The organism is Solihabitans fulvus (genome assembly GCF_008386585.1).
Lineage (GTDB): Bacteria > Actinomycetota > Actinomycetes > Mycobacteriales > Pseudonocardiaceae > Solihabitans > Solihabitans fulvus.
Map to the genome: position 1 here is coordinate 121,905 of NZ_VUOB01000021.1, position 25,409 is coordinate 147,313.

23 protein-coding genes are annotated in these 25,409 nt (G+C 71.8%); 12 read left to right on the forward strand and 11 right to left on the reverse strand.

Annotation, left to right across the window (positions count from 1 at the left end; all coding sequences use genetic code 11):
* The first annotated feature begins 38 nt into the window (after positions 1-38).
* From F0L68_RS12165 to F0L68_RS12175, 3 genes are all read left to right on the forward strand, one after another.
* Entirely contained in the window at positions 39-1,568 is a 1,530-nt protein-coding gene (locus F0L68_RS12165; protein WP_149849626.1) for an APC family permease, read from the forward strand.
* Complete coding sequence (locus F0L68_RS12170; RefSeq protein ID WP_149849627.1) at positions 1,565-3,175, forward strand: amidohydrolase; 1,611 nt, start codon at positions 1,565-1,567, stop codon at positions 3,173-3,175. The genes F0L68_RS12165 and F0L68_RS12170 overlap by 4 nt, the downstream gene beginning before the upstream one ends.
* Positions 3,176-3,275: 100 nt before the next feature.
* A complete protein-coding gene (locus F0L68_RS12175) occupies positions 3,276-4,481 on the forward strand; it encodes a cytochrome P450 (RefSeq protein ID WP_149849628.1) in 1,206 nt (401 codons plus the stop codon).
* A gap of 59 nt (positions 4,482-4,540) precedes the next feature.
* Here F0L68_RS12175 and F0L68_RS12180 read toward each other — a convergent pair whose 3' ends face one another.
* Positions 4,541-5,515: a helix-turn-helix transcriptional regulator gene (locus F0L68_RS12180; protein WP_188316528.1), complete on the reverse strand. Its 975-nt coding sequence runs from the start codon at positions 5,513-5,515 to the stop codon at positions 4,541-4,543.
* Positions 5,516-5,635: 120 nt separating this feature from the next.
* On the reverse strand, positions 5,636-6,214 hold the full coding sequence (locus F0L68_RS12185) for a TetR/AcrR family transcriptional regulator (protein ID WP_149849630.1): 579 nt from the start codon (positions 6,212-6,214) through the stop codon (positions 5,636-5,638).
* Between the two features lie 85 nt (positions 6,215-6,299).
* Between F0L68_RS12185 and F0L68_RS12190 the strand changes: the two genes are divergently transcribed.
* The 7 genes from F0L68_RS12190 to F0L68_RS12220 all read left to right on the forward strand — a co-directional run bounded on the left by F0L68_RS12190 (position 6,300) and on the right by F0L68_RS12220 (position 13,221).
* Entirely contained in the window at positions 6,300-7,181 is an 882-nt protein-coding gene (locus tag F0L68_RS12190; protein WP_149849631.1) for an SDR family oxidoreductase, read from the forward strand.
* A gap of 335 nt (positions 7,182-7,516) precedes the next feature.
* On the forward strand, positions 7,517-9,013 hold the full coding sequence (locus F0L68_RS12195) for an amidase (RefSeq protein ID WP_149849732.1): 1,497 nt from the start codon (positions 7,517-7,519) through the stop codon (positions 9,011-9,013).
* A gap of 104 nt (positions 9,014-9,117) precedes the next feature.
* Positions 9,118-9,894: a helix-turn-helix transcriptional regulator gene (locus tag F0L68_RS43495; protein ID WP_223198722.1), complete on the forward strand. Its 777-nt coding sequence runs from the start codon at positions 9,118-9,120 to the stop codon at positions 9,892-9,894.
* A gap of 170 nt (positions 9,895-10,064) precedes the next feature.
* Entirely contained in the window at positions 10,065-11,042 is a 978-nt protein-coding gene (locus tag F0L68_RS12205) for a helix-turn-helix transcriptional regulator (protein WP_188316529.1), read from the forward strand.
* Between the two features lie 222 nt (positions 11,043-11,264).
* Positions 11,265-11,801 carry a hypothetical protein gene (locus tag F0L68_RS12210; RefSeq protein WP_149849633.1) on the forward strand — a complete coding sequence of 179 codons (537 nt, stop codon included), beginning with the start codon at positions 11,265-11,267 and terminating at the stop codon, positions 11,799-11,801.
* Positions 11,802-11,932: 131 nt separating this feature from the next.
* Positions 11,933-12,598, forward strand: coding sequence for a hypothetical protein (locus F0L68_RS12215; protein ID WP_149849634.1), 666 nt, complete (start codon positions 11,933-11,935; stop codon positions 12,596-12,598).
* The gene (locus F0L68_RS12220) at positions 12,595-13,221 is read left to right on the forward strand and encodes a hypothetical protein (RefSeq protein ID WP_149849635.1); all 627 of its coding nucleotides are present in this window, start codon (positions 12,595-12,597) and stop codon (positions 13,219-13,221) included. The genes F0L68_RS12215 and F0L68_RS12220 overlap by 4 nt, the downstream gene beginning before the upstream one ends.
* Before the next feature lie 80 nt (positions 13,222-13,301).
* On the opposite strand, the gene F0L68_RS12225 is transcribed toward F0L68_RS12220, so the two are convergent.
* Genes F0L68_RS12225 through acs form a run of 3 tightly spaced genes read right to left on the reverse strand, consistent with a single transcriptional unit; the run spans position 13,302 to position 17,387 of the window.
* Positions 13,302-15,023, reverse strand: coding sequence for a monocarboxylic acid transporter (locus F0L68_RS12225; RefSeq protein WP_149849636.1), 1,722 nt, complete (start codon positions 15,021-15,023; stop codon positions 13,302-13,304).
* Positions 15,020-15,376: a DUF485 domain-containing protein gene (locus F0L68_RS12230; RefSeq protein WP_438672278.1), complete on the reverse strand. Its 357-nt coding sequence runs from the start codon at positions 15,374-15,376 to the stop codon at positions 15,020-15,022. The genes F0L68_RS12225 and F0L68_RS12230 overlap by 4 nt, the downstream gene beginning before the upstream one ends.
* 46 nt (positions 15,377-15,422) lie before the next feature.
* On the reverse strand, positions 15,423-17,387 hold the full coding sequence (gene acs, locus F0L68_RS12235; protein WP_149849638.1) for an acetate--CoA ligase: 1,965 nt from the start codon (positions 17,385-17,387) through the stop codon (positions 15,423-15,425).
* A 437-nt stretch (positions 17,388-17,824) separates the two neighbouring features.
* On the opposite strand from acs, the gene F0L68_RS12240 reads away from it, so the two are divergent.
* On the forward strand, positions 17,825-20,638 hold the full coding sequence (locus F0L68_RS12240; RefSeq protein ID WP_149849639.1) for an ATP-binding protein: 2,814 nt from the start codon (positions 17,825-17,827) through the stop codon (positions 20,636-20,638).
* Between the two features lie 75 nt (positions 20,639-20,713).
* Entirely contained in the window at positions 20,714-21,070 is a 357-nt protein-coding gene (locus F0L68_RS12245) for a fatty acyl-AMP ligase (protein WP_149849640.1), read from the forward strand.
* 33 nt (positions 21,071-21,103) lie between these two features.
* Here F0L68_RS12245 and F0L68_RS42305 read toward each other — a convergent pair whose 3' ends face one another.
* From F0L68_RS42305 to F0L68_RS12275, 6 genes are all read right to left on the reverse strand, one after another.
* Entirely contained in the window at positions 21,104-21,808 is a 705-nt protein-coding gene (locus F0L68_RS42305) for an HYD1 signature containing ADP-ribosyltransferase family protein (protein ID WP_188316530.1), read from the reverse strand.
* Between the two features lie 29 nt (positions 21,809-21,837).
* On the reverse strand, positions 21,838-22,419 hold the full coding sequence (locus F0L68_RS12255) for a YbaB/EbfC family nucleoid-associated protein (RefSeq protein ID WP_149849641.1): 582 nt from the start codon (positions 22,417-22,419) through the stop codon (positions 21,838-21,840).
* A gap of 51 nt (positions 22,420-22,470) precedes the next feature.
* Entirely contained in the window at positions 22,471-23,319 is an 849-nt protein-coding gene (locus F0L68_RS12260; protein WP_149849642.1) for a WXG100 family type VII secretion target, read from the reverse strand.
* Positions 23,320-23,675: 356 nt separating this feature from the next.
* On the reverse strand, positions 23,676-23,987 hold the full coding sequence (locus F0L68_RS12265; RefSeq protein WP_149849643.1) for a hypothetical protein: 312 nt from the start codon (positions 23,985-23,987) through the stop codon (positions 23,676-23,678).
* A 37-nt stretch (positions 23,988-24,024) separates the two neighbouring features.
* Positions 24,025-24,600 (reverse strand): type VII secretion system-associated protein, encoded by a 576-nt coding sequence (locus tag F0L68_RS12270; RefSeq protein WP_149849644.1) that lies wholly within the window; start codon positions 24,598-24,600, stop codon positions 24,025-24,027.
* The gene (locus F0L68_RS12275; protein ID WP_149849645.1) at positions 24,597-25,397 is read right to left on the reverse strand and encodes a hypothetical protein; all 801 of its coding nucleotides are present in this window, start codon (positions 25,395-25,397) and stop codon (positions 24,597-24,599) included. Before F0L68_RS12275 ends, F0L68_RS12270 begins: the two co-directional genes overlap by 4 nt.
* Positions 25,398-25,409: the final 12 nt, after the last annotated feature.

Sequence of the window (25,409 nt, forward strand, 5' to 3'; positions counted from 1 at the left end):
GACCCGCAGGTGGCGCGAGCACCACGGAAGGTCGTGCCGTGATCGACGAACACACCAGCGGAACCGCCCCGGTCGAGGGCGTCCGCACCGGCGAGGCGGCCGACGACGCGCGACTGCGGGAGCTCGGCTACGAGCAGCGCCTGAGCAGACGGCTGAGCGCCTTCTCCAACATCGGCATCGGCTTCGCCACCATCTCCCCGGTGGTCGGCCTCTACGCGGTGGTGCTGGTCGGCACGACGGTGGCCGGCCCCGCCTGGGTGTGGGCGCTGCCGATCTGCCTGGTCGGCCAGTGCCTGCTGCTGACCGTCTACTCCGAACTGGCCTCGCAGTTCCCGGTCTCCGGCGGCGCCTACCAGTGGACCCGCAGGCTGGTCGGCCCGTCCTACGCCTGGCTGGCCGGGTGGCTCTCGCTGTGCTCGGCGCTGGTCGCCAACACCACCATCAGCTACCTGGCCGCCCCCTGGGTGCTCGGCCTGTTCGGGATCGCGCCGACCCCGAACCTCCTGGTTGCCGTCGCCGCCGGCTTCGTCATCCTGTGCTCGCTGGTCAACACGCTCGGCATCGACGTGCTGCGCCGCGCGGTCAACGTCGGCATCGTCGCCGAGGCCATCGCCTCGGTCGCGGTCGGGCTCGCGCTGCTGCTGGTGTTCCGCACGCAACCGCTGTCCATCCTCACCACCACCATGGGCGCCGAGCAGAGCTCGGGCGGCTCGACGATGGCCGCGCTGCTCACCGCCATGGCCGTCGGCGGATGGGCGTTCATCGGCTTCGACGCGTGCGTCGCCACCTCGGAGGAGACCCGCAACGCCGCGCGGCACGTGCCGAGGACCATCTGGTGGGCCCTGCTCAGCGTCGGCGCGCTGGTGATCCTCAACGCGTTCGCCACCGTGCTCGCCCACCCGAACCCGGCCGCGATCGTCTCCGGCCAGGACGTGGACCCGGTGTCCACCGCCGTGGTCAGCTCGTTCGGCGGCTGGGCGGCCAAGCCGTTCATCGTCGTGGTGCTGGTGGCGTTCGTCGCCTGCGGCCTTGCCGCGCAGGGTGCGGGCGCCCGCAGCGTCTACTCGATCGCCCGCGACGGCGTGCTGCCCGGCTCGCGGCTGCTGTCGACCGTCAGCCGCAGGCACGTGCCGATCGGCGCGACCGTTGCGGTGGCCGCCGTCGGCTGCGCCGGCCTGCTGCTCGCCCTGAACAGCGCGGCCATCGGCAGCCTGATCGCGTTCGGGACGGCCGGGATCTACCTGGTCTTCCTGCTGATCGCCGTCGCGGCGCTGGTCGGCAGGCTGCGCGGGACCTGGGTGCCGAGCGGGCACGTGCGCCTTGGCAGGGCCGGCACGGTGATCAACCTGCTCGCCGTGGTCTGGCTGGCGTTCGAGTTCGTGAACATCGCCTGGCCCCGCGCGATTCTCGCGCCCGTCGGCGCGCCCTGGTACCAGATCTGGGCGGCGCCGCTGGTGTCGATCGGGCTCGTCGTGGTCGGCGTGGGGTACCTGATCGTCGCCCGACCACAGGACAAGGTTCGGCTGAGCGACGCGTTCGCCACCCGACAGGACGGAGCCGCCCGATGACCGCCGCCGACCTGGTGATCCGGGACGCCCTGATCCACACGATGGACCCGACGCGGCCGAGCGCCAGCGCCGTCGCGGTCCGGCAGGGCCGGATCGTGGCGGTCGGCGACGGCGAGGACGTGCGGCCGCACGTCGACCGCCGCACCGAGGTGATCGACGGCACCGGCCTCGTCGTCACCCCTGGGCTCGTCGACTCCCACCAGCACCCCCTGCACGGCATCACCACCGGCCAGGGCGCGAGCGCCGCCGGGCTCACCACCCCGGACGGACTCGGCGAGCTGCTGGCGCGCGTGGCCGGCGGACTGGCGAGCGACGCGTGGGTGATCGTCAACGGCGTCGAGTACGGGGCACTGGCCGGGCACGACCGGCCCCGCGCGTTCATCGACGACGCCGTCGCGGGGCGGCCCGCGTTCCTGTGGTTCGCCGACTGCCACAACGCCCTGATGAGCACCAGGGGGCTGCGCCTGGCCGGCATCACCGGGCCGATGCGGTTCGGCGACCGGTCCGAGATCGTCGTCGACGAGGACGGCGTGCCGACCGGGCTGCTGCACGAGACCTCGGCCGTGCTGCACGGCTATGCCGCGGTCCCGCCGCCGACCACCGAGGACATCGCCCGGCTGGCCGCCGACCTGTTCGCCGACCAGGCCGCACGCGGCATCACCGGCATCCACGTGCCCGACCACTGGCCCGGCACCGAGGCCGTCCTCGACGCGCTCGAGCAGCAGGACCGGCTGCCGCTGCGGGTCCTGTTGGCGCCGTGGACGTTCCCGGACCGGGTGGACGACACGCTCGACGCGGTCCGGTCCCTGCGCACGCGGGACCGCGCCCGCTGGCGAACCGGCGCGGTCAAGTTCTTCCTCGACGGCACCATCGACGGCGGCTCGGCCTGGCTGGGACACCCGGACTGCGCTGGCGACGGCACCCGTCCGATGTGGACGGACGTGCACCGGTACCGGGACGCCGTCCGCAAGGTCGTCGACCTCGGGCTGCCCTGTTTCACCCACGCCATCGGCGACCGCGCGGTCACCAACGCCCTGGACACCTACCAGGCCGTCGGCCGCCCGGCGCGCGGCCGGCACCGCATTGAACACGCGGAACTGTTGGCGGACAACGACATCAGCCGGTTCGCCGAGCTCGACGTCGTCGCCTCCATGCAACCGACGCACCAGGACTGGACGCTGCCCGACCACACCGACAACTGGTCGACGCGGCTCGGTGCCGACCGCTGCGGCCACGGCTGGCGCTGCGCCGACATCGTGCGCGCGGGCGGCCGGGTCGCCCTCGGCTCGGACTGGCCCGTCGCCGCGTACGACCCGCGCGTGGTGATGGCCGGCGCCCGCCTCCGCCGGCCCGTCGCCGAGCACGACCGCGCGCCGGTCGGCGCGGACCAGGCGCTCACCGCGCACCAGGCGCTCGCCGGCTACACGGCGTGGGCCGCGCGCGGAGCCGGCGAGGAGTCGATCGCGGGCCGGGTCCGCGAGGGTTTCCAGGCCGACCTCACCGTGTTCCTGGGCGATCCCCTCGCCGTGCCGGCCGAGGAACTCCCCGACCTGCCGGTCGAGTTCACCGTCGTCGCGGGCCGGATCGCCCATCGGGCGAACCCGTGAGCGAGCCCCCGCCCACCACTGTGCCACACCGGCACAGCATGGTGCCAGTGAGAGCCACTGTGGCATTGACATGGCAGCGAGGTGGTGCCATTTTGGAGTCATGACGCCAACCACGCCGACCTCCGACCCGGTTTCCCTGCCCACCACGCGGCCCGAGGGCTGCCCCTTCGACCCGCCCGAGGAACTGGCCAGGCTGCGCGAGCGGGAGCCGCTGACCCGGCTCGCCTTCCCCGACGGGCACGTGGGCTGGCTGGCCACCAGCCACGCCGCGGTCCGCGAGATCCTGGGCGACTCCCGCTTCAGCTCCCGCTACGAGCTAATGCACCTCCCGATGCCGGGGGCGGTCGTCGACGAGATGCCGCCAGCGCCCGTCGGCGACATGACCGGGATCGACGCCCCGGAACACACCCGCTTCCGGCGTCTGCTCGCGGGCAGGTTCACCGTCCGCAGGATGCGCCAGCTCACCGAGCGCATCGAGGAGATCACCGCCCAACAGCTGGACGCGATGGCCGAGCAGGGCTCGTCGGTCGACCTGGTGCAGGCATTCGCGCAGCCGATCCCCGCGCTGACGATCTGCGAGCTGCTCGGCGTGCCCTACGCGGAGCGCGAGTTCTTCCAGCAGCAGGTGGCCACGCTGTTCCGCAGGGACATCGTCGCCGAGGACCTGTACGCGGCCATGAACGAGCTCGGGAACTACATGGGCGGGCTAGTGACGGCCAAGCGCGCCGCCCCGACCGACGACCTGCTCAGCGACCTGACCACCAGCGACCTCACCGACGAGGAACTCACCGGCCTCGGCGCGTTCCTGCTCGCCGCGGGCCTCGACACCACCGCCAACATGCTCGCGCTCGGCGTGTTCGCGCTGCTGCGCAACCCCGACCAGCTCGCCGCCCTGCGCGCCGACCCCGCCACCATCGACCAGGCCGTCGAGGAACTGCTGCGCTACCTGAGCATCGCCGACCCCGGCATGCGGGCGGCGCTGGAGGACGTCGAGGTGGCCGGCAGGCTGATCAAGGCTGGCGAGACGGTCGTCGTCTCGATCTCCGCGGCCAACCGCGACCCGCACCGGTTCCCCGACCCCGACACGCTCGACCTCGGCCGGCACGCGGCCGGGCACCTGGCCCTCGGCCACGGCATCCACCAGTGCCTCGGCCAGCAGTTGGCCCGCGTCGAGATGCGCGTCGCGTTTCCCGCGCTGCTGTCCCGGTTCCCGACCCTGCGCCTCGCCGTCGCGCCCGAGGGGATCCCGTTGCGCACCAACATGAGCATCTACGGCGTGCACGCGCTCCCCGTCGCCTGGGACTAGGTGCGAGTCGCCGTGGCGCGGCTGTGCCCGCGTGCGGCTAGTTCGCGTGGCGGGGCCGGTCAACGCCGTTGGTCGCGCCCCGCCCGCCACCGTTCCATTGCGGCGGCCCGGAATTCTCCGGGGCTCACGCCGAACTCCCTGGTGAACGCCCGGGTGAAGTGGGCCTGGTTCACGAAGCCGACCTCACGCCCGATGCGTCCGATCGTGTCGCCCGCGCGCCGAGGGTCGCCAAGCAGCGTCCTGACCCGGTCCAGCCTGGCGCGCCTGAGGTAGGCGGCAATGCCGTCGCCGCCCATGATCTGGTAGAGCCTGGTCCTGGAAACGTGGTGCGCGCCGGCGATCTCGTCGACCGTGAGCCCCGGGTCGGACAACCGGTTGTCGATGTACGCGGCGATCTGCCTGCGGCGCGCGTCCCGCGTCATGGCGTGGTCCGGGTTCAGGCCGAGCAGGGACCGCAGCAGGAGATCGGCGAGGCCGCTGAGGTAGTGCATGGTGCCGATCACCTCGACCTCGCCCGACCCGGCGAGCGCCGTCGCCGACGTCGACAGCAGCCTCCGCAGCGGCGCGGGCACCGGGACCGACCGCATCAGCAGCGGCCGAAGGTCGCGCTGCGGCACGGTGAGCCGGTCCAGCGGCACCCAGAGCGCGCTGGTCCTGCCGCGTTCCTCGCTGAAGGCCCGGTGGGTGCCCGAACCGCCCAGCACGAGTTCGCCTGGCCGGTGCGCCAGCTCGACGCGTCCGTGGTGGATGATCCAGGACGTGCCCTCGCGCAGGTAGAGCGCGGCGGTCTCGTCGAGCTCCTCCTTGAGCACCCGGACCGGCGGGAGTTCCCCGTGCGCGATGGCGAAGTCGTCGATGCGCACGACACCGACGTCCGCGTCGTGGTCGGTCTGGTGTGGACTGGCCAGCGCCACCGATGCGGTGTCGACCTTGTCCAGCTCGTGCTGCAACTGGGTCCACGCGCTGGCACCGGGCGTCCAGCCGAGCGTGTGGCGCTGGACGATCGGCACCATCGGCCCGTCTGGTTCCGGCACGGCCATCATCTCCGCAGGTCAGCCTGTGTGCACGCGGCAGCACCGCCATGGTCGGCCTCGGCAGACCAAAGGGCAAACCCGAACTCCGCCGGCATCCCCCTGGCGGGCGAGGTCGTCCGGTCAGCCCAGCGACGCGCTCGCGGCGCGCAGCTCCTCGAGGGCCCTCAGGAGGTAGTCGGCGAACCCGTCCTCCAGGCAGCGGTCGCTGTCGGACCACTCGATGAACCCCCGTTTGAAGGCGAGGACGCCGAGCTCACTGGCGAGGGCAGCGGTCGGATCGGGCACGCCACGGGCGACCAGGGCAACCGTCATGGCGGCCGCGAGGCTGACGCTCTTGAGGGCGTCGCGCTCCCGCAGTTCGGTGCTGGCGGCGACGGCCGCCTTCAGCCGCGGGGCGATCTCCCGGCTCAGCGGGCCCATCGCGGTCGACGCACGGACGAGACCGGCCGCGACCGCCTCGAGCGGGGTGGCATCGGCGGGTGCCTCGGCGATGCCCTCGGCCAGTAGCTGGCTCAGCGTCTCCTGCCCGGCGACCAGCAGCTCGCGCTTGTCGGGGAAGTGCCGGAAGAAGGTGCTCTTGGTGACCCCGGCGCGCTCGGCGATCTGCGCGACCGTCGTGGCGTCGTAGCCCTGCTCGGTGAACAGGTCGACGGCCGCCAAGACGAGGCGTTCGCGCGCTCCTGGTTCCCACCGACCCATGGAGCCATCATATGCGATGGGACTCTTGTCCCATCACTCTGGTACGGTGATGGGACAAGAGTCCCATCACTCGCGGGAGAGTTCCATGCGCGTCTTCATCACCGGTGGTACCGGTCTGATCGGGTCCGCCGTCGTCGCCGAGCTGCTCGGCAACGGCCACACCGTCCTCGCCCTAGCCCGCTCCGACGCCTCGGCCCTGGCCGCCGAGGCGGCCGGCGCCGAGCCGATCCGGGGAGGTCTGGCCGATCTCGACGTCCTGCGCGCCGGCGCCACTCGGGCCGACGGGGTGATCCACCTGGCCTTCGCCAACGACTTCAGCAGCCCCGAAGCCGTGGCGAACGCGGTCGCCGAGGAAACCGCCGCCCTCGCCGCCCTCGGCGAGGCACTCGTCGGCAGCGACCGTCCCTTCGTCGTGTGCTCTGGCACGCCCGCCGTGCCGGGCCGCGCCTCCACCGAGGCCGACTCGGTCCAGACCGAGGGGCCGGTCAGTGGTCGCGGTCGCGCGGTCGCAGGCGTCCTGGGCCTGGCCTCGCGCGGGGTCCGGAGCTCGGCCGTCCGTCTGCCGAGGACCGTACACAACGAGGGCACTGGCGGGTTCGCGGGCGTGTTGACCGGGATCGCGCGCCGGAGCGGAGTGTCCGGCTACCCGGGCGACGGAACCCAGCGCTGGCCGGCCGTGCACGCGCTCGACGCCGCGGTCCTCTTCCGGCTCGCACTGGAGCAGGCGGAAGCCGGCACCTCCTGGCACGCCGTTGGCGACGAGGGCGACCAGGTGCGCGACATCGCCTCGGTCATCGGCCGGCGACTTGGCCTGCCTGTTCAGTCCGTGCCGGCGGAGACCTACGGCCCCCTCGGCGTCATCTTCGCGGCCGACCAGCCCTCGTCCGCCGCGCTCACCCGGCAGGCGCTCGGCTGGGAGCCGAAGCACCCAAGCCTGCTGGAGGACCTGGAGAACATCCAGCCCTGACCAGCTGAACGCGCCGATCGCGGCATGAGCGGACGGTGCGAAAAACGACGACAACTGCCCGTCGACAAACGACGTCCTTGGCACGACCCAATGGGCGATCGGGAACATTAGTGGCCGGCGGGCAGGAACTGAGACATCCATCCTGTTGCACGACGCGACATTACCTGCCCTGCGCCAATGGAGTTGGCCCACCATCGACACTGTGACCTGCGGCGGGCCACCTTTCAGCGGTGGAATGAGTGCGTGACTTCACCGGTGACGGTGGCCCGCTCGGCCACTCTGTTGCGCTAACCGAAATTTCGTGCCCCCTGCGGCAGGTCGATAAATTCGATTTCATGGAACGGAGCTTTCAGACAGCCGAAGAACTCGTTGCGGCGATGCGCGCCGGTGCGGTGACATCGGTGGAACTGACCGACGAGGCGATCGCCCGCATCGAGCGCGACGACGAGGTGATCAACGCGATCTGCGTGCCGGACTTCGACCGTGCGCGGGCCGCCGCACGCCATGCCGACCAGGCACGCGCACGTGGCGAGGACCGGCCGTTGCTCGGCCTTCCGGTCACGGTCAAGGAGTCGTACAACATCGCCGGGCTGCCCACGACCTGGGGCATGCCGCCACACCGGAACTACCTGCCGGCCGAGGACGCGGTACAGGTGTCGCGGCTCAAGGCCACGGGCGCGGTGGTGCTCGGCAAGACCAATGTTCCGTTGGGGCTGCAAGACATTCAGAGCTTCAACGAGATCTACGGCACCACCACCAACCCGTGGGATCGCGGTCGCACGTCGGGCGGATCCTCCGGCGGGTCGGCGGCGGCCCTGGCGTCCGGGTTCGGCGCGCTGTCCATCGGCTCCGACATCGCGGGCTCGCTGCGCACCCCCGCGCATTTCTGCGGCGTCTACGCGCACAAGCCGACGCTCGGGCTGGTGGCCAACCGCGGCATGGTCCCGCCGTCCCAGCCGGCCCTGCCGGTCGACCTCGACCTCGCCGTCGTCGGTCCGATGGCGCGCACCGCCCGCGACCTCACGCTCCTGCTCGACGTCATGGCCGGACCGGACCCGCTGACGCACGGCGTCGCGTACGACCTGACGCTGCCGCCCGCGCGCCACGAGCGGCTCAGCGACTTCCGGGTCCTGGTCCTCGACGAGCATCCGCTCATTGCGACCAGCTCCGCCGTGCGGGCTTGTGTGAACCGGGTGGCCGCCGCGCTCGTCGACGGCGGAGCCCGAGTCGAACGGCACAGTCCGCTGCTGCCCGACCTGATCGAGGCCGCGACGCTCTACATGCAGTTGCTGATTTCTGGCTCCGTTGCGCGCTTTCCCGTCGAATCGCTCGAGCAGCTGCAGACCCGCGTCGCCGGAATGAGCGCGGACGAGCAGAGTCTTGACGCCGTGCGGCTGCGCGCCATGCTGTTCGACCACCACGACTGGATGGAGGCGAACAACCGCCGCGAACTCCACCGCCACGGCTGGCGGCAGCTGTTCGCCGAGTACGACGCCGTGGTCTGTCCGATCACGCCGACACCCGCGTTCCCGCACGACCACCACCCCAATCCGTTGGAGCGGCGCATCGACATCGACGGCGTCGAGTACCCGTACTTCGACCAGCTCGTCTGGGCCGGCCTGGCCACCATGCCCGGACTGCCCGCCACCGCCATACCCGCCGGCCAGTCCCCCGAGGGCCTGCCGGTCGGGGTGCAGCTCATCGGTCCGATGTTCGAGGACCGCACCCCGCTGCGGCTGGCCGAACTGCTCGAGCAGACGATCGGCGGCTTCCAGCGTGCCCCCTTGTTTGGCACGGAGCTGCACACCTCGGCAAAAAGGCTGCACGCCTGACCGCGTGAAACCGGTATCCGCCACCTACTGTCGGCGCCTGTCGCGCTGACGTGGAAGTCCTTTCGTGTCAGTGGTCTCCACACCTCGCCGAGAGGACAACGCGCATGACCCAGCTGGATTTCCGGGGCACCGCGCCCCGCACGAACACCTGGCACACGCGGGAGGACGGCCCGCCGGCCTGCACGCTGATCGTCTGCCCTTCGCTGCTCGCGCGCGAGGGCATGATCAGGCTGCTCGAACGGGCCGGCGGGACCGGCGAACTCTATTCGGCGTCCACCATGGAGTCGGGCGTTCGCCTCCATCAGAAGTTGCGTCCCGCGCTCACCTGGGTGCACGAGGAGGCGGACCCCGGGTTCAGGTTCGTCCGGCTGTTGGTGGAAACCCACAGCGGCAGCCTGGTCGCCGTCCTCCTGCATCCCGGTGCGAAGGCCGGCGAGCGGGCGAGCCTGGCCATCCGGGCCGGCGTGTGCGCGGCGTTCGACGCGTCCTGCCCGGTCGAACAACTGTTGGACGGCCTCAGCCTCGCGGTGCACGGTCGGCTGGGCCCGCCGGCACTCCCGTCGCCGCCGGGCCAGCGCGGCGCCCCACCCCGGGTGCCCGGCGGCCCGGTCGGCGCCGTGCTCACGGACCGCGAGTTCCAGGTGTTGCAACTGATGGCGGAAGGCCTGCGGAACCAGCAGATCGCCGCCACCCTGTTCATCTCGGTGGAGACGGTTCGCACCCACGCCAAGGCGATGATGCGCAAGCTCGGCGCGCAGGGCCGCACCGACGCGGTCGCCAGAGGGTTCCGGTTGCGCATCCTGTCGCCCGAGAACTTCCCGGCCCCCGCGGTGCTGCCGGCGACCCGAAGGGCCCGACAGGGTCTCGCCGATCAGCGATAGTCCTACCGCGATAGTCCTACGCAGACCAATTTTTGCCCGCACGCCCACACCCTTTGCCGATGCGTCCCGGCGAGGCCCCTCCCCCGATGTCCCATCTGATACTGGGCATGGGTGACCCGCCGACATCGACAAGCACCCCCACGGGGTCGCGGAGTGAACGGACGGGCGACATGACCAGGTACGAATTCGAGTTCGGCCCAACCGATCGACGCGAACGCCTGCGCCGCGGTGCCGAACTCCGCACGGCGCTGTGCGGTCTGCTCGGCCAGGTCCACGTCGACCTCGTGTCCCGGGGCGCGCCGACCAGGATGGCCGTCGAGGTCCGCACGGGCATCGAGACCGCGGTCGGCTCCGGCGCACACAACCTGCTGCGCGACACCTGGCAGATCGGCGGCGGCGCGCGGAAGTCGTTGTTCCTGGCCGTGTTCGACCAGGCGAGGACCACCGTGCTGAGCAGGGGCCTGCGCGTGGACATCCCGGCGGGGCACCTGTTCCTCGCCTCCTCGCGGCAGCCGTTCACGGTGATCCAGGAGGGCGCCTGCCGGTGGCACGTGGTCCGGATCGACGCGTCGGCGATCCAGCTGCCCGAGGCGATCGTCGACCAGGTCCTCTATCGACCATACGAACTGGGCCGACACCTGCGGCTGCTGATCGAGAACGTCATACCTGCCACCGATTCTCCCGGACCAGGCGGCCGGCCGGCGGTCGACGTGGTCGGCTTCGACCACTACGTGACCGGGCTGGCCGAGCTGATCCTGCGGTCGGTCCACGACGCGGACCACGACCTGCCGGCCGACGCCGTCCGGCGCCGACAGGTCGAGCGCTACATCACGAGGAACCTCACCGACACCGAACTCTCCGTGAGCGTGATCGCCGCCGCGCACGCGGTCTCGCGACGCCGGCTGTATCAACTGTTCGGGGGCACCGGCGTCGCGGGGTTCCTCCGGCAGGCGCGGGTCGGCAGGGCCAAGGCGCTGCTCGCGGATCCGGCCTACCGGAACCACGGCATCGGACAGATCGCCCAGCTGGTCGGCATCCGGAGTCCCGCGCACTTCTCCCGGCTCTTCCGCGAGGCGACCGGCCGGTCTCCGTTGGAGTTCCGCAGGAACAGCACGACAGGGCTCGCCCTCGGTTCGGTGCGGTCATAGCACGGGTGCATCACCTGCGCGGGGTAGATCCCCTGCGCGCCATGGTGTTCACCGGAGCCGTCACGTAGGAATTGTGTGGCACAAACAGTTTCGGCCACTCGAGCACGGAATGCGCGTCGGGGCGCGTGGCCGACTTCCGCTCAGCTGTGCGCTGCCCGAGTCACCGTCACCCGCGTGGGCGGACGGCGCTCTCCGGTCGACCCCAGGAAAGGGATCTCCATCATGGCGAACAGTTCCGAAAACGCGACCGGCGGCAACCGCGGCCGGCGACTCAAGACCGTGCTGGCCGGCATCGGTGTCGCCATCGGGGCGATCGCGCTGACCGGCAGCGCCATCGCGGCCTTCTCGATCAAGGGCGACGGCACGGCGTCGGGCAAGGCGCTCGGCGCAGGCGACCTCAAGGCCCTCGTGTTCACCGAGGTCGCCAACCCGGCCGGTGACCTGCTGCCTGGCGGGCAGGGCGCCGCGGCCTTCACCGTGGCGAACGACAACGGATTCGCCGTTCAGGTCAACAAGATCACCCTCGGCGGCGTGACGGTGCGGCCGGTGGCCGGGCAGACCTGCGGGCCGGAGAACTTCTCGGTGCCCAGCGGCCCCATCACGCTCGCCACGCCGCTGGTCGTTCCGGCGAAGGCGACGGCGCAGACCGGGAGCATCCCCAACGCCATCTCGTTGTCTGCCAACGCCGGCGATGGTTGCCAGGGGGCGGCGGTGGTCGTCGCGGTCACCGCGATCGACGCGGTGACGGTGGCCGGCTGACCGCCGTGCCGGCGGCCAGGTGGGCGGGCCCGTTCGGTCACGGCCTCCCATCTGGCCGCCGAGCGCCGCGCCGGAAGCGCCAATGACGTTGAGCGGTAAGGAAGTCTGGGCGGTAAGGGAGTTGAGCCGACATGAGACCAACGCGACTCCTACTGGGCACGGCATTCGCCGCCGTGAGCGCGGGGAGCTGGGCGGGCGGTGTCGCGGCGGCCGACCCGACACAGCCGCTCGTTCTCGCGGCGGTGAGCAAGCCGGTCGGCGACCTCCTGCCCGGCGGCAGCGGGGCCGCGCAGTTCACCGTCACGAATCCGAACGCGTTCGGCGTCCGGCTGACGTCGGTGTCGTTCGACCGGGTCGTGTCGTCCTCGAACCCGGCCGGATGCCCGGTCGGCCTGCTCTCCACCCACGACCAGCGGCCGGCGGGCGGCCTCCCGGTTCCCGCGTCCGGCACCGTGTCCTTTGCCGTGCCGGGCGCGCTGACGCTGTCGCAGGACGCCACCGACGAGTGTCTCGGCGTGACGTTCGTGGTCGCGGCGCACGCCGAGGGAACCCAGGACGGCGGAGGTGTCGACGCCACGCCGCCCGCCGACACCGGCGCCGTGGCACCGGGCGAGACGGGCGGGCCCGGATCGGGGTCGACCGGGGAGCCGGCCGCCACCATCCCTACCGGAACGGGAAAACTCGCGTTCACCGGCGTCCCCGCGTTCGCGCTGGCCGCGCTCGGGCTCGCGGCGGTCGCGGCCGGTGTCGCGCTGCGGACAAGCGGACGGCGCCGCACACGGGAGGTTCGGCGATGAGCGCCACGAGAAACGGTCGCGCCCGGCGCGGTGTCGCGGCGGTCCTGATCGGCCGGCGGGCGCTGCCTGCCGCGCTGCTCGCGATCGCCTGCGTGCTGGCCCCGGGCCCGTCGGCGCAGGCCTACACGCTCGCCGGCGCCGGCACCGCGGGCGGACGGGCCGGCACGCTGATCCGCCCGGACGGCCTCATCTGGACCAAGGTCGGCGGCGACTGCGACGAGGGCGAGTCGAATCCCGCCTACCGGTCGAACAGCAGTTCACGGGTGTCGTTCACGCCGCCGCAGAAGGGCGTCACCTACGTCGTCTGGGTGATCCTCGCCGGAAACCACCCCGACGGAAACTACTACCCCATCACGGGAATGACCCTGCCGACCGGGCCGGTCAGGAACTATCCCGTTGTCGCGGAACCGAAGCGGAACTACCTGTTCGTCCAGGCCAGGATCGGGAACTGGGTGTCGAACTCGTACGTCGTCGGCTGCACTCCCACCAGACCCGGTGTGTCCGCTGTCGCGCCGCCGCAGGTCATCCCGATCTGGGGCCTGCCCGCCTACAACGGGAAAGACACACCAGGCAACCCGAACCTGCCCCCGGCCAAGCCCTCCCCGACCGCCCCAGCAGGGTGAGGGCGGCCTCCCCCGCACGCCCCCGCCCCACTGCCCGCCCGGCCGCACGGGTCTCCCCACCCGCGCGGCCGGACGGTGTCTCACTCCGCGCCAACTCCGGTGAGCGCGCGGACCTCCAGATCGGCGTGCGACTCCTCTTCCCGCTTGTTCCGGCGAACGAGGCTGCCGGCGATCGCCGCGAGGAAACCGATCGGAATCGACACGACACCCGGGTTCTCCAGCGGGAACGGCGCCTTCACCGTGCAGCTGAACAGCGCCGTCGCGTTGCCGACCTGCTTGGAGTCCTTGGCCACCCCGCACTTGGTCGCCTGCGCCGCGGTCAACGCGACCGCCGGTCGGCCGGAGGACGTCCCGCCCCAACAGACGGGGCTGAGCAGCACCAGGCCCACCGCGGCGATCAGCCCGGCGTAGATGCCGCACTTCGCACCGAACGTGGTGAACCGCTTCCAGAACAGCGTCAGCAGGATCGCCGGCAGGTTCGCCGACGCGGCGATCGCGAACGCCACCGCGACCAGGAACGCCACGTTCAGCTCCCTGGCGTAGATCGACACGCCGATGGCGATCGCCCCGATGAAGAACGCCGACACCTTCGCGACGCGCACCTCCTTGCGCTCCGCGACCTGGGTGTCCTCGACCGGACCGCGCCGGAACACGTTGGCGTACAGGTCATGCGCGACCGAGGAGGACGAGGCGAGGGTGAGGCCGGCGACCACCGCGAGAATCGTCGCGAACGCCACCGACGCGATGAACGCGAGCATCGCCGCGCCACCACCGGTGCCCGCACCGCCGCCGAGCGTCTCGGCCAGCGTCGGCGCGGCCGTGTTGCCGCTGGGGTCCGCCGTCTTGATCGCCTTGGTGCCCACCAGCGCCGCCGCGCCGAACCCGATCGCCAGCGTCATCAGGTAGAACACGCCGATGATGGCGATGGCCCAGTTCACCGACTTCCGCACGGTCTTGGAGTCGGGCACGGTGTAGAACCGCACCAGCACGTGCGGCAGGCCCGCGGTGCCGAGCACCAGCGCGATGCCGAGGCTGATCAGGTCGATCTTGCTCCAGGCGTCGGTGGCCCCGTACTTCAGGCCGGGCTGGAGGAACGCGTCGCCCTTGCCGCTCTGCGAGGCCGCGGCGCTGAGCAGGTCGCCGATGTTGAAGTTGAACTTGGCGAGCACCATCACCGTCATGACGGCCGCGCCGACCATCAGCAGCACCGCCTTGACGATCTGCACCCAGGTGGTGCCCTTCATGCCGCCGACGGTGACATAGAAGATCATCAACGCGCCGACCGCGACGATCACCCAGATCTTCGCGCCGTCGCCGGACACGCCGAGCAGCAGCGAGACCAGCGAACCGGCCCCGACCATCTGCGCCACCAGGTAGAAGATCGACACGACGATCGTGGACACGCCGGCCGCGGCCCGGATCGGGCGCTGCCTCAGGCGCAGCGCCAGCACGTCGGCCATGGTGTAGCGGCCCGAGTTGCGCAGCAGCTCGGCCACCAGCAGCAACGCCACGAGCCAGGCGACCAGGAAGCCGATCGAGTACAGGAAGCCGTCGTAGCCCGACAGCGCGATCATCCCGGCGATCCCGAGGAAGGACGCGGCCGACATGTAGTCGCCGCTGATCGCGATCCCGTTCTGTAGTCCCGAGAACGCCCGGCCGCCGTCGTAGAAGTCCAGCGCCCGCTTGGACTTGCGGCTGGACCACACGGTGATGCCCACCGTGATCACCACGAACGCCGCGAACAGGCCGATGGTCAGGCCGCGGTGCGACGGTTCCGCCGCCGCGAAGTTCAGCGCTTTCATCGAACCTGACCTTCCGCGCGCAGTTCCTCGGCCAGCGGGTCGAGCCGCCGCCTCGAGTAGGAGGCGTACACGATGGCGATGGCGAAGGTGGACACGAACTGCAACAGTCCGAGCAGCAGTGCCACGTTGACGCTGCCGAACACCTTGATCGCCATGAACCCCCTGGCGTAGGCGGACAGCAGCACGTACAGCAGGTACCAGGCCAGGAACACGGCCGTCATCGAGAACACGAACCGGCGAAACCGCGTGCGCAGCTCGGCGAACCGGGGATCCGCGGCGATCGCACGGGCGCGCGGGTCACCAGCCGACGGCTCCGTCGGCGGTGAACCGGCCACCGTCTCGGTTGGGCGAATCACGAAAGCACTACCCCTCTTGTTGTTGTGGCCGAGCGGTGTCGGCTCATTCCTCGGTGGCGCCGGCGCTCAGGCCGCTGCTGATCTGATCCATGACGGAGGAGTCCTGGAGGGTGGTGACGTCGCCGAGCGGACGGTTCTCGGCCACGTCGCGCAGGAGCCGGCGCATGATCTTGCCGGACCGCGTCTTGGGCAGCTCCGGCACGACGATCACCTGTCGTGGCTTGGCGATCGCGCCGATCTGCGTGGCGACGTGCGCCCGCAGCTCGCCGGCGAGCGCGGCGCCCTCGGACTCGTCGCGGGCCGCGTCGCCGCGCAGGATCACGAACGCCACGATGCCCTGGCCCGTCGTCGCGTCCGCCGCGCCGACCACCGCCGCCTCGGCGACCCTGGGGTGCGACACCAGCGCGGACTCCACCTCGGCGGTGGAGATGTTGTGGCCGGACACCAACATCACGTCGTCGATGCGGCCGAGCAGCCACAGGTCGCCGTCCTGGTCGCGCTTGGCGCCGTCCCCGGTGAGGTACCTGCCGGGCAGGTCCGACCAGTAGGTGCGGACGAAACGCTCGTCGTCGCCCCAGATCGTGCGGGCCATGCTCGGCCACGGCTCGGTGGCCACGAGCCTGCCGCCCTCGCCGTTGCCGACCGGATTCCCGTTTCGGTCAACCACGTCCACGGCGATGCCCGGCAGCGGGTCCATCGCGGAACCCGGCTTGGTCGCGGTCACACCGGGCAGCGGGGAGATCATGATCGCGCCGGTCTCGGTCTGCCACCAGGTGTCCACGATCGGCGTGCGGTTGCCGCCGATGTTCTCGCGGTACCAGATCCACGCCTCGGGGTTGATCGGCTCGCCGACGCTGCCGAGCACGCGCAGCGAGGACAGGTCGTGGCGGGCGGGGATGTCGCTGCCCCACTTCATGAACGTCCGCACCGCCGTCGGCGCGGTGTAGAGGATCGTGACGCCGTAGCGCTCGATCACCTCCCACCAGCGGCCGCGATCGGGGGTGTCGGGGGTGCCCTCGTACATGACCTGGGTGGCGCCGTTGGCCAGCGGGCCGTACACGAGGTAGCTGTGCCCGGTGACCCAGCCGATGTCGGCGGTGCACCAGTAGACGTCGGTCTCCGGCTTCAGGTCGAACACCGCGTCGTGGGTGTAGGCGGCCTGCGTCAGGTAGCCGCCCGAGGTGTGCAGGATGCCCTTGGGCTTACCCGTGGTGCCCGAGGTGTAGAGGATGAACAGCGGGTGCTCGGCGTCGAAGGACTCCGGCTCGTGCTCGGGCGACGCGGTGTCGACGACCTCGTGCCACCACAGGTCGCGGCCCTGCGTCCAGTCGACCTCGGCGCCGGTTCGCCGCACCACCACCACGTGCTCGACTGAGGTGTCGTCCGCGACGGCCGCGTCCACCGTCGCCTTGAGCGGGCTCGGCTTCCCCCTCCGGTACCCGCCGTCGGCGGTGATCACCAGCTTCGCGCCGGCGTCCGCGACCCGCGAGCGCAGCGACTCGGCCGAGAAACCGCCGAACACCACCGAGTGCGTCGCGCCGATCCTGGCGCACGCCAGCATCGCGACCACGGCCTCCGGGATCATCGGCAGGTAGATCGCCACCCGGTCGCCCTGACCGACCCCCAGGGCGGTCAGGGCGTTCGCGGCCCGGCTCACCTCCCCGAGCAGGTCGGCGTAGGTGATGGTCCTGGTGTCCCCCGGCTCGCCCTCCCAGTGGATGGCGACGCGCTCGCCGTGGCCGGCCGCCACGTGCCGGTCAACGCAGTTGTAGGCCACGTTCAGCCTGCCGCCGACGAACCACTTCGCGAACGGCGGGTTGCTCCAGTCCAGGATCTCCCGCCACGGCTGCGTCCACGACAGCCGCAACGCCTGCCGGTGCCAGAAGCCGAGGCGGTCCCGCGCCGCCGTGTCGTACTCGGCGCCGCCCACATTGGCCGCGGCCGCCAGCTCTGCCGGTGGCTCGAACCGGCGGACCTCGTGCAGCAGATTGGACAGTGTGGTGCTCACCGACGACTCCTGAAGGCTCGGTTGGCTGTGCGGCTGGTGACGTGCGTGATGACCCGGTGGCCGCGCCGCAGTCACTGGGGAGGGCTCGGCGCGGCCGCCGGGTCGATGACTGACCGGGAAGCGGGGCGCTTCACCCGAACAGCGTTCACACAGCGTGACTCCTACTGGCCCGACTTGCGTCGTGGTCCAGACCGCAATCCCCAACCAGGAGCACCGCAATCCAGACCTGAATGGACCGCAAATCCCAACTCTTTCTTAATCCGACGCCCAAGTGGTGCGGTCGGCGCCGAGATTCCGCTACGGTGCGTGCGGCCGTGGCCAACGGGCCGGCACCACACGGATGGCATAGAGCCAATCACACATGGTGACGGAGCGGTGGCGGGCTTTCGTCTGGGGGGACGACAGCAGGTCGGGACGAGCACGGGGGTGCACACGTCATGCGCGACAACGCGTGGACGATGGTGGGGCGGGACGCGCAGCTGCGCGCCGCGCGGGAGTTGTTAGTGGCCGCGCCGGAGGGAGCCCGGCGGTTGCTGTTCGACGGTCCGTCCGGGATCGGCAAGACGTCGCTGCTGCGCGCCACCGCGGAACTGGCCGCGGAGCAGGGACTACGGGTGGCGCTGGCCAGGGCGCACCCGCTCGAGCAGGACTTCGCGTTCGGCATCATCCGGCAGCTGATCGAGCCGCGACTGGCCGAGCTGTCCGATGCGGACCGGCTCGCCGTGCTCGGCGCGGAGCCGACCCCGGCCAGCCGGGTCGTGTGGGGCGATCCCGGCGTCGGCGAGGTCGTGACCTCGGCCGTGCTGCCCAGCCTCGGCGAACTGGTGCGCAGGCTCGCGCGGCGCGCTCCGCTGCTGGTGGCCATCGACGACCTCCAGTGGGCCGACGCGGCCTCGTTGCGGCTGCTGGACTATCTGGCCGAACGCACAGCCGAGCTGCCGCTGGTGTTCGCCGCGACCGTGACCTCGGGGGAGGTCGGCGGGCAGCAGGCCCTGGTCCGCGCGGTCGCCGACCGCTGCACGCGGGTGCCGGTGGAGGGGCTGTGCGCCGACGACGCGGCCGCGCTGGCCGCCGAGGTGTTCGGGCGGGCGCCCGAGCCCGGCCTGTTGGCCGCCTGCCTCCGCGCCACCGACGGCAACCCGTTCCTGTTGCGGGAGTTGACCGTCGCGCTGGCCGACGACGGGATCGAGCCGACCGACGAGGCGGTCAGGCACGTGCGGGAGTTCAGCCCGCGCACCGTTTCCCGGTGGGTGCTCACCAGGATGCGGCGCTGCGGCACCGGCGCGCTCGAGCTGGCCAGGGCCGTCGCGGTGCTCGGCGACGGCACGACGCCGGCGACCGCGGCCGAGCTGGCCGGGCTATCCGGGCCGGTGGCCGAGACCGCGGTCGAGGCGCTCGCCAGGATGCGGCTGCTTGCGCCGGACACCGCCGGTGGCCTGCGGTTCGCGCACTCCATCGTGCGCAACGCCGTCGGCGGGAACGTCACGCCCAACGCGACGCGGCTCGCCCACCAGCGGGCCGCGCGGCTGCTGCACGACCGCGCCCGGCCCACTGCGGAGGTCGCGGCGCACCTGCTGGCCACCGACCCGGTCGGCGAGGCGTGGGCGGCGCAGGTGCTGACCCGCGCCGGCCGCGAGGCCGCCGCCGCCGGCTCGGCCGACGCGAGCGTGACCTTCCTCGGCAGGGCGCTGGCGGAGCCCGCGACGCCGGCCGCGCGGGTCGCCCTGCTGGCCGAACTCGGGCGGGCCGAGCTGTGCACCGACCTGCCCACCGCCGTCGAGCACCTGCGCGAGGTGCTCGACCAGGCCGAGGATCCCTCCGTCGTGGCGGGGGCCGCGCGGGACCTCGCGCTCGGGCTGCACCAGCGCGGCGAGGCGACCGAGGCGCTCGCGGTGCTGGAGCGGGCCGGCGCGCGGCTGGCCGGGGAGCAGGACACCGACCTCGCCGACCAGCTGACCGCGCTGACCCTCGGGCTCAGCTTCCACGATTCGAGCCCGGCGCGGGTGGCGATGGTGGAACGGTTGCGGCGCAAGGAGAATCTGGCGCCCGACGTGGAGCGGTTCGTGGCCGCGACCATCGCGATGCACCGGTCAGCGGACGGCGACTCGATGGCCGAGGCGGTGCGCAGCGCGCGCCGGCTCATGGAACTCGGGCCCGCGCCGACCCCGCAGGGCGCGTGGGCGTACTTCGCGGCGGCCGGCGCGCTGTGCCGGGCCGACGAGTTCGACCTCGCCGAGCAGTGCGCGCACTCGATGATCGCGCACGCGACGCGGGTCGGGCTGTGGGTGTACGAGGAGATCGGGCACGTCGTGCTCAGCAGGGTCGCCTACCACCGGGGCAGGCTGAGCGAGTCGATCGAACACGGGCGGATCGCCAGCGGCCTGCTCTCGGCGATGAGTTCGGACAGAAGAGCCTTGTCCGCCAGCTACATCTGGCTCGCCGAGTGCTATGTGGAGCGTGCTGACTTCGACGCAGCGAACGAGATCTTCACCCAGGTCGGGCTGCTGGGCGCGGGGCCGAGGGCCGCGCTGGCCCCGAGCATGATCAGCATTCGGGGGCTGGCCCGCGCGTCGACCGGGGACGCGCGCGGGGCGCTGTCCGACCACCTGGAGCACGGGAGGGTGTGGCTGGCGCAGGGGCAGCGCAACCCGGCCGTGCATCCGTGGCGATCGCGGGCGGCGCTGGCGCACCATCGGCTCGGCGAACACGACCTCGCGCACGAGCTGGCGCTCGAGGAGCTGAACCTGGCGCGGCGCTGGGGCGCGGCCCGCCCGATCGGCACGGCGGCGCGGGTGCTCGGGGTGGTGCGCGGCGGCGAGGGAATCGACCTGCTGGCCGAGTCCGCGGAGTTGCTTGGGCGATCGCAGGCCAGGCTAGAGTACGCACACACGTTGCTGCGCCTTGGCATCGCGCACCACCGGAAGGGACGGCCGGGCGACGCGCGGGCGAACCTGCTGCGGTGTCAGCAGGTCGCCATGGCGTGCGGGGCCGGGCCGCTGGCCGCGCAGGCCGCGGCGGCGCTGGACCGGATGGGGACGCGGCGCACGCGGTCGGCTCGATTCGGCGCGGATGCGTTGAGCGAGCAGGAGAAGCGGATCGCGACGCTCGCGGCGGCCGGGCAGACGAACCGACAGATCGCGGAGCAGTTCCACCTGACACTGCGGACCGTGGAGACGCACCTGACGAGCACGTACCGCAAGCTGGATATCGCGGGGCGGCGGCAGCTGGCCGGCGCGATCGGGAGGCGGTAGGCGATGTCAGGAGCCCTGGAAGCTTGCGGTGACAACCACGATGTCGGCCGTCCGGACGGCCGGCATCGTGATCGGGTGCGAAACCAGGTGAGGACCGTCCCGCGCCCGATGCCCGAGATCGTGTCGATGTCCGACGTCGTGTCGGCGCGTGAGATCGAGTGCACGGCAAGCGCGGTCGCCGGCGCGGTGTCATGGCGCGGGTGCGCGGCGTTCGGTATCGGCCGCGGGCGGGTCGTGCTGGTCGCGGAGACCACCGCGACGGGACCGGACGAGGTCGCCGAGCTGATTCGGGCCGAGGTCCGTGCCGAGCACGCGGTCGAGCTGCACGACGTGGTGCTGGTGCGGCGCGGGGCTGTGGCGCTGACCGCCGACGATGCGGAGCGGCGGACGGTCTCGCGGGAGTGGTACCTGGGCGGGCTCTTCTGCGCGTGACCGCGACGAAGAACCGCCCCGAGGGACGGCCGCTCACGCTCCAGGGGGCGCAGGCGGAACATACGGCGGCACCGGGCCATGGCCGGTCATCCTGCCGGCCAGGTCCAGCGGTCCCTGCTGGCGGTTGAGCAGAACATCTGGGCGGTCCACCGACTGCCGGTAGTGCGGCACCGCGGCCGGGTCGACCTGGATGTAGTGGGTGAGACGATTCCCGTTGTTCGGGTTCCGGAACAACGCCTGGGACAGGTCCTCCTGCGACATGCTGCCCGGCCGGATCGGCGTGAAGTACTGGCCGGAGCCGTAGCGCGCGTGCGCTCCGCTACCGATGTGGTGCTGGGACGACCACAGCTGCGGGGTGGAAGCGCCGGTGATCGCGGCATGTCCCTTCGCGCTCGTGTAGTGGTAGAGCGGCTGGCGTTGGGCCGCCGGCACGCGATGGGTGGGCAGCGGTCCGAGGTCGTAGACGGGCGCCTTGTGAAACGGCGGCGTGTAGCCGGCCGGCCACGCGTGCGGCTCCTGCGGCGGAGTCGCCCGCCCACCGCCGAGCGCCTGGTCGACCCGCTGGATCTGCGGTTGGGCCTGGCCGGCCGCGCCGGCCAGCTGCTGCATGCCCTGCCTACCGCCCTGAGCCGCCGCGGCGACGCCCTGCCGTCCGCCTCGACCGCCGCCGCCACCACGACCGCCGCCGCCACCACGACCGCCGCGGCCCGCCGTGCCACCGCCTCTGCCGCCACGCATGACCTAACTCCTCTCTCGCACAACCGACATCACCACGGGGACGCCCCGAAGTCGTCGTCGTCCACATCGCGAACCGGCGCGCGTCGAGGGACGGCGGCCTGCGGCGGCGGGGACGCGGCGGGCGGCGGCGTGTACCCGACCGCCGGAGCCCGCCTCGGCGCGCGGGCCGACTCGTCGTCGAGGTGGCTCATGCCAAAGCCCGCGTTCTGCTGCGTCGGCGGCGGGGCGATCTGATCCTCGGCGGGCTCGGGGAACCGCTGCTGGTAGCGGTCCACCACGGCGGCGGCGCTGGCCGGATCGTGCGCGGCGACCTGTGCCATCGCCTCCTGCACCCGTCCGGCCAGCTTGGCCTGCGCGCGCTGGACACAGGACATCAGCTGCTTGGCCACGGTCGCCGGGCTCATCCGCTGGGTGTCGTCGGACAGCGCGATGTCCGAGAGGTTGCCAGAGGAGTTCACGGTCACCCTGATCGCGCCGCCCGCCGCCGACTCGGTCACCGAGATCGCCGACACCGCGCGTTGGGTCTCCTTGAACCGCTGCGCCCGCTCGGCCACGCGCGTGCTCCACTGGTCGACGACGCGGCCGACGTCGTCGGGGGTGTTCGCTAGCACAGTCCTGCTCTCCTTCTTGGGTCGCGCTCCGGATTGCCCTGCCGACCGCCGCTACGCCCAGCCGGCGACGATGGCCGAGGCGTCGGCCATGACCTCGTTCATGCCGCCCGTCGGGTCGGCCGCGAGCACCGCGTTCCAGGCCGGGATGCGGTCCACGATGTCGTTGGCGCAGCCGGCCGCGGCCTCTCGGATCTGGGCGCGCGCGGTGCCGGCGACCGCGACCCCCGCCTCGACGATGGCCACGATGCACTCCGCCGCCTCGGCGAGGCCGGCCAGGCCGGTGTGCTGGTTCTGCGCGTGCGAGCGGTACACCTCGGCGGTCGGGCCGGTCCATTCCATCGTGTGCTTGCGCACGGTGCCGCCGAACTGGTCTCCGGCCGCGCGGGCCAACTCCGCCACCCGCCGCCACCGCTCGGCATAGGCCTCGATCGCGCCAGGGTTGCCGGCGAACCAGTCCATCGCCTCCTGCATCGGTTGCAGCATCTCGGGAAGACCGGGGATGTCCAGCCCGGACACGGCGTCCAGCGGGTTGTCGGTCGGGCCGAGGTCGCCGACGCCGCCATCGCCCTGGCCGGCGTCGCGGACGGCCGAGCTGATCCTGGAGAGCTGATGGGCGACGTCGTAGCTGTTGCCCCCGCTGTCGCCGTAGTCACCAGCGCCGTAGTCACCAGCGCCGCCGGGTCCGCCGCCGTAGCCGCCTTCGCCACCGGCCGCGCCGTAACCCGGACCGTCTGCGCCGTATCGGCCGTATCCGCCGTTGAACATCGAGTTGCCGATGCCACCGCCGATGCCACCGCCGAGCCCGCCAGCGAACGACTGGCCGAGGGTGCTCCCGAAGCTGGGACCGTGGTGGCCCGGCGGCGGGATGTGCGCGCCGGGGGCCGCGTGGTCACCCGGCATGGCCTTCGAACCGCCGTAAGGCATATCCCCGCCAGCATGCGACCCAGCCGGTACCGCAGCGTCATGCGACGACGGCGTCCGCCCACCAGGCGCAGCAGGATCACCCGGCATGGCTTTCGAGCCGCCGTAAGGCATATCCCCGCCAGCATGCGACGCAGCCGGCACCGCAGCGTCATGCGACGACGACGGCTTGGCACCGCCCGGCGCAGCGGGATCACCCGGCATCGCCTTCGAACCGCCGTAAGGCATGTCTCCACCGGCATGCGACGCAGCCGGCACCGCCGAATCGTGCGACGACGACGGCTTGGCGCCGCTCGGTGCCGGCGTCGAGTGGCTTCCGCCACCGCCCTTGCGGCTCATGCCCCACCCATCCCAGCACGGAACGCGGCCGCGTTGGCCTGTTCGGTCTCGTCGTACTCGCGCACGGTGGCGTGCATGCTCGCGGTGCTCGCCCGCACCGAGGAAACACCGCTGGTGAACGCCTCCTGCGCGGCCTGGGCGAGCGGCTTGACCAGCTCCGCGATGGGGGCGCCGAGCGGCCCGAACGCGTCCTGCGGCAACTCCGCCTGCAACGCGTCGCTCAGGGCGTCCTCCAACTGGTCCGCGACCCCGCCCAACTGCTGGGTGTGCGTCTGGAGCACGCCTAGGTCATAGGTGTGACCGGCCACCGTGATCCTCCTCCTTCATCTTGTCGAGCTCGGGCGGTCAGAACGTGTCGCAGGGGATCCGGACGCTGGTCGGGCTGCCGGGATTGACCACGAGGTCGTTGGCCCGCAACACCGGCAACAGTTCGGCGACGGTCGTCCTGCGCCATTCCTGCCAGCTGGCCGGCAGCTGGCCTTCTGAGGTGAACACGTGCACGGCGGGACGCCCCGCCCCGTCCTCGACCAGCACGGGGCCCGCGATACCCGGTCGACTCGGTGTCCACAGTGGACTGATCCGCAGCTCGTCCTCGAACTGTTCCTGGTCCCCGTATCCGGTGGCGGAGAGCTGCATCGCCGCCTCCAGGTCGTTCACCGGCGCGGGCAGGCCGAGGGCGAACGGCGACGGCAGGTAGTCGGCGTTCGCCCGGAACTCCGGATCGATCTCGCCGTGCTCGTCGACGCGGTAGCCACCGATGATGCCGAAGCCCGGTACGTCCTCGACGCCCTGGAACGCCGGATCGACCACGTAGAGCCAGGTTCCCGGCTGCGCCCTGGCCTGCTCGCGCAGCTCGGTGGTGATCGGCGGAACGGCCAGCTCCCGCGACTGCGGCTGGCCGGGCACCTCGGTCGGCGTCATGCCTGCTCCTGTCGTGCGCGGTAGTTGGGGTCATAGCGTGGGTTCGCCACAAACGGACCGTGGGTGGGGTCGAGGATCTTCGGCACGCCCGTGTTGTTGTTGACCTCGACCCAGCCCTTGAACCGCTGGGCGCCCTGAATGTCCTGCGGAACGATCTGCCTCTTGGCCGACCACTCCTCCTGCCATCGGTAGTCCGGCGGAACATGCCCCGACGCGTTCGCGTTGGTCATGTTCCCGCCCCGGTCCATCGAGTAGATCCACCCCTTGCGGTACATGTAGTTGACTCCGTCGACGTTCTTGATCCGCAACGGCTGGTTCGACGGTGTCGCCGGCACACCCGGGGTGGCTGCCATTCGGTTCAGCGGCGACGTGCCCAGCTTCAGGCCGACCCGGTCGCGCCACGACGGAGGCGGCGGCTGGGTGAACGACTGCGCGACGGTCGGGTTCGCCGAGGTGCTGACGTATCCCGTCGCGCGGAGGTTCGACCCGCCCTTGATGTGATCGCCGAGGTCGTAGTTGTCGCCCCGGGACGCGAAACCGTGCTGGAAGATCTCGCTCGGGTGGCGGCCGTCCCCCCGGTAGACGGTGCCGCGGCTGCCGTGCGGTGTGGCGGACTGGGTGGTGCGCGGCGGCGTCGGCGAGGAGTGGCCGGACTTTGTGCTGCCGGACCGGCTCAGCGAGCGGCTGACCTGATGTGTCGCTTCGGTGGCCGAGCCGGCCGCGCTGTGCAGGCTGCGGATGGACGCGCCGGCCGTGCTGGCCGAGCGGCTGACGCTGCGTCGCGCCGTGGGGGACATCGAGAGTCTCTT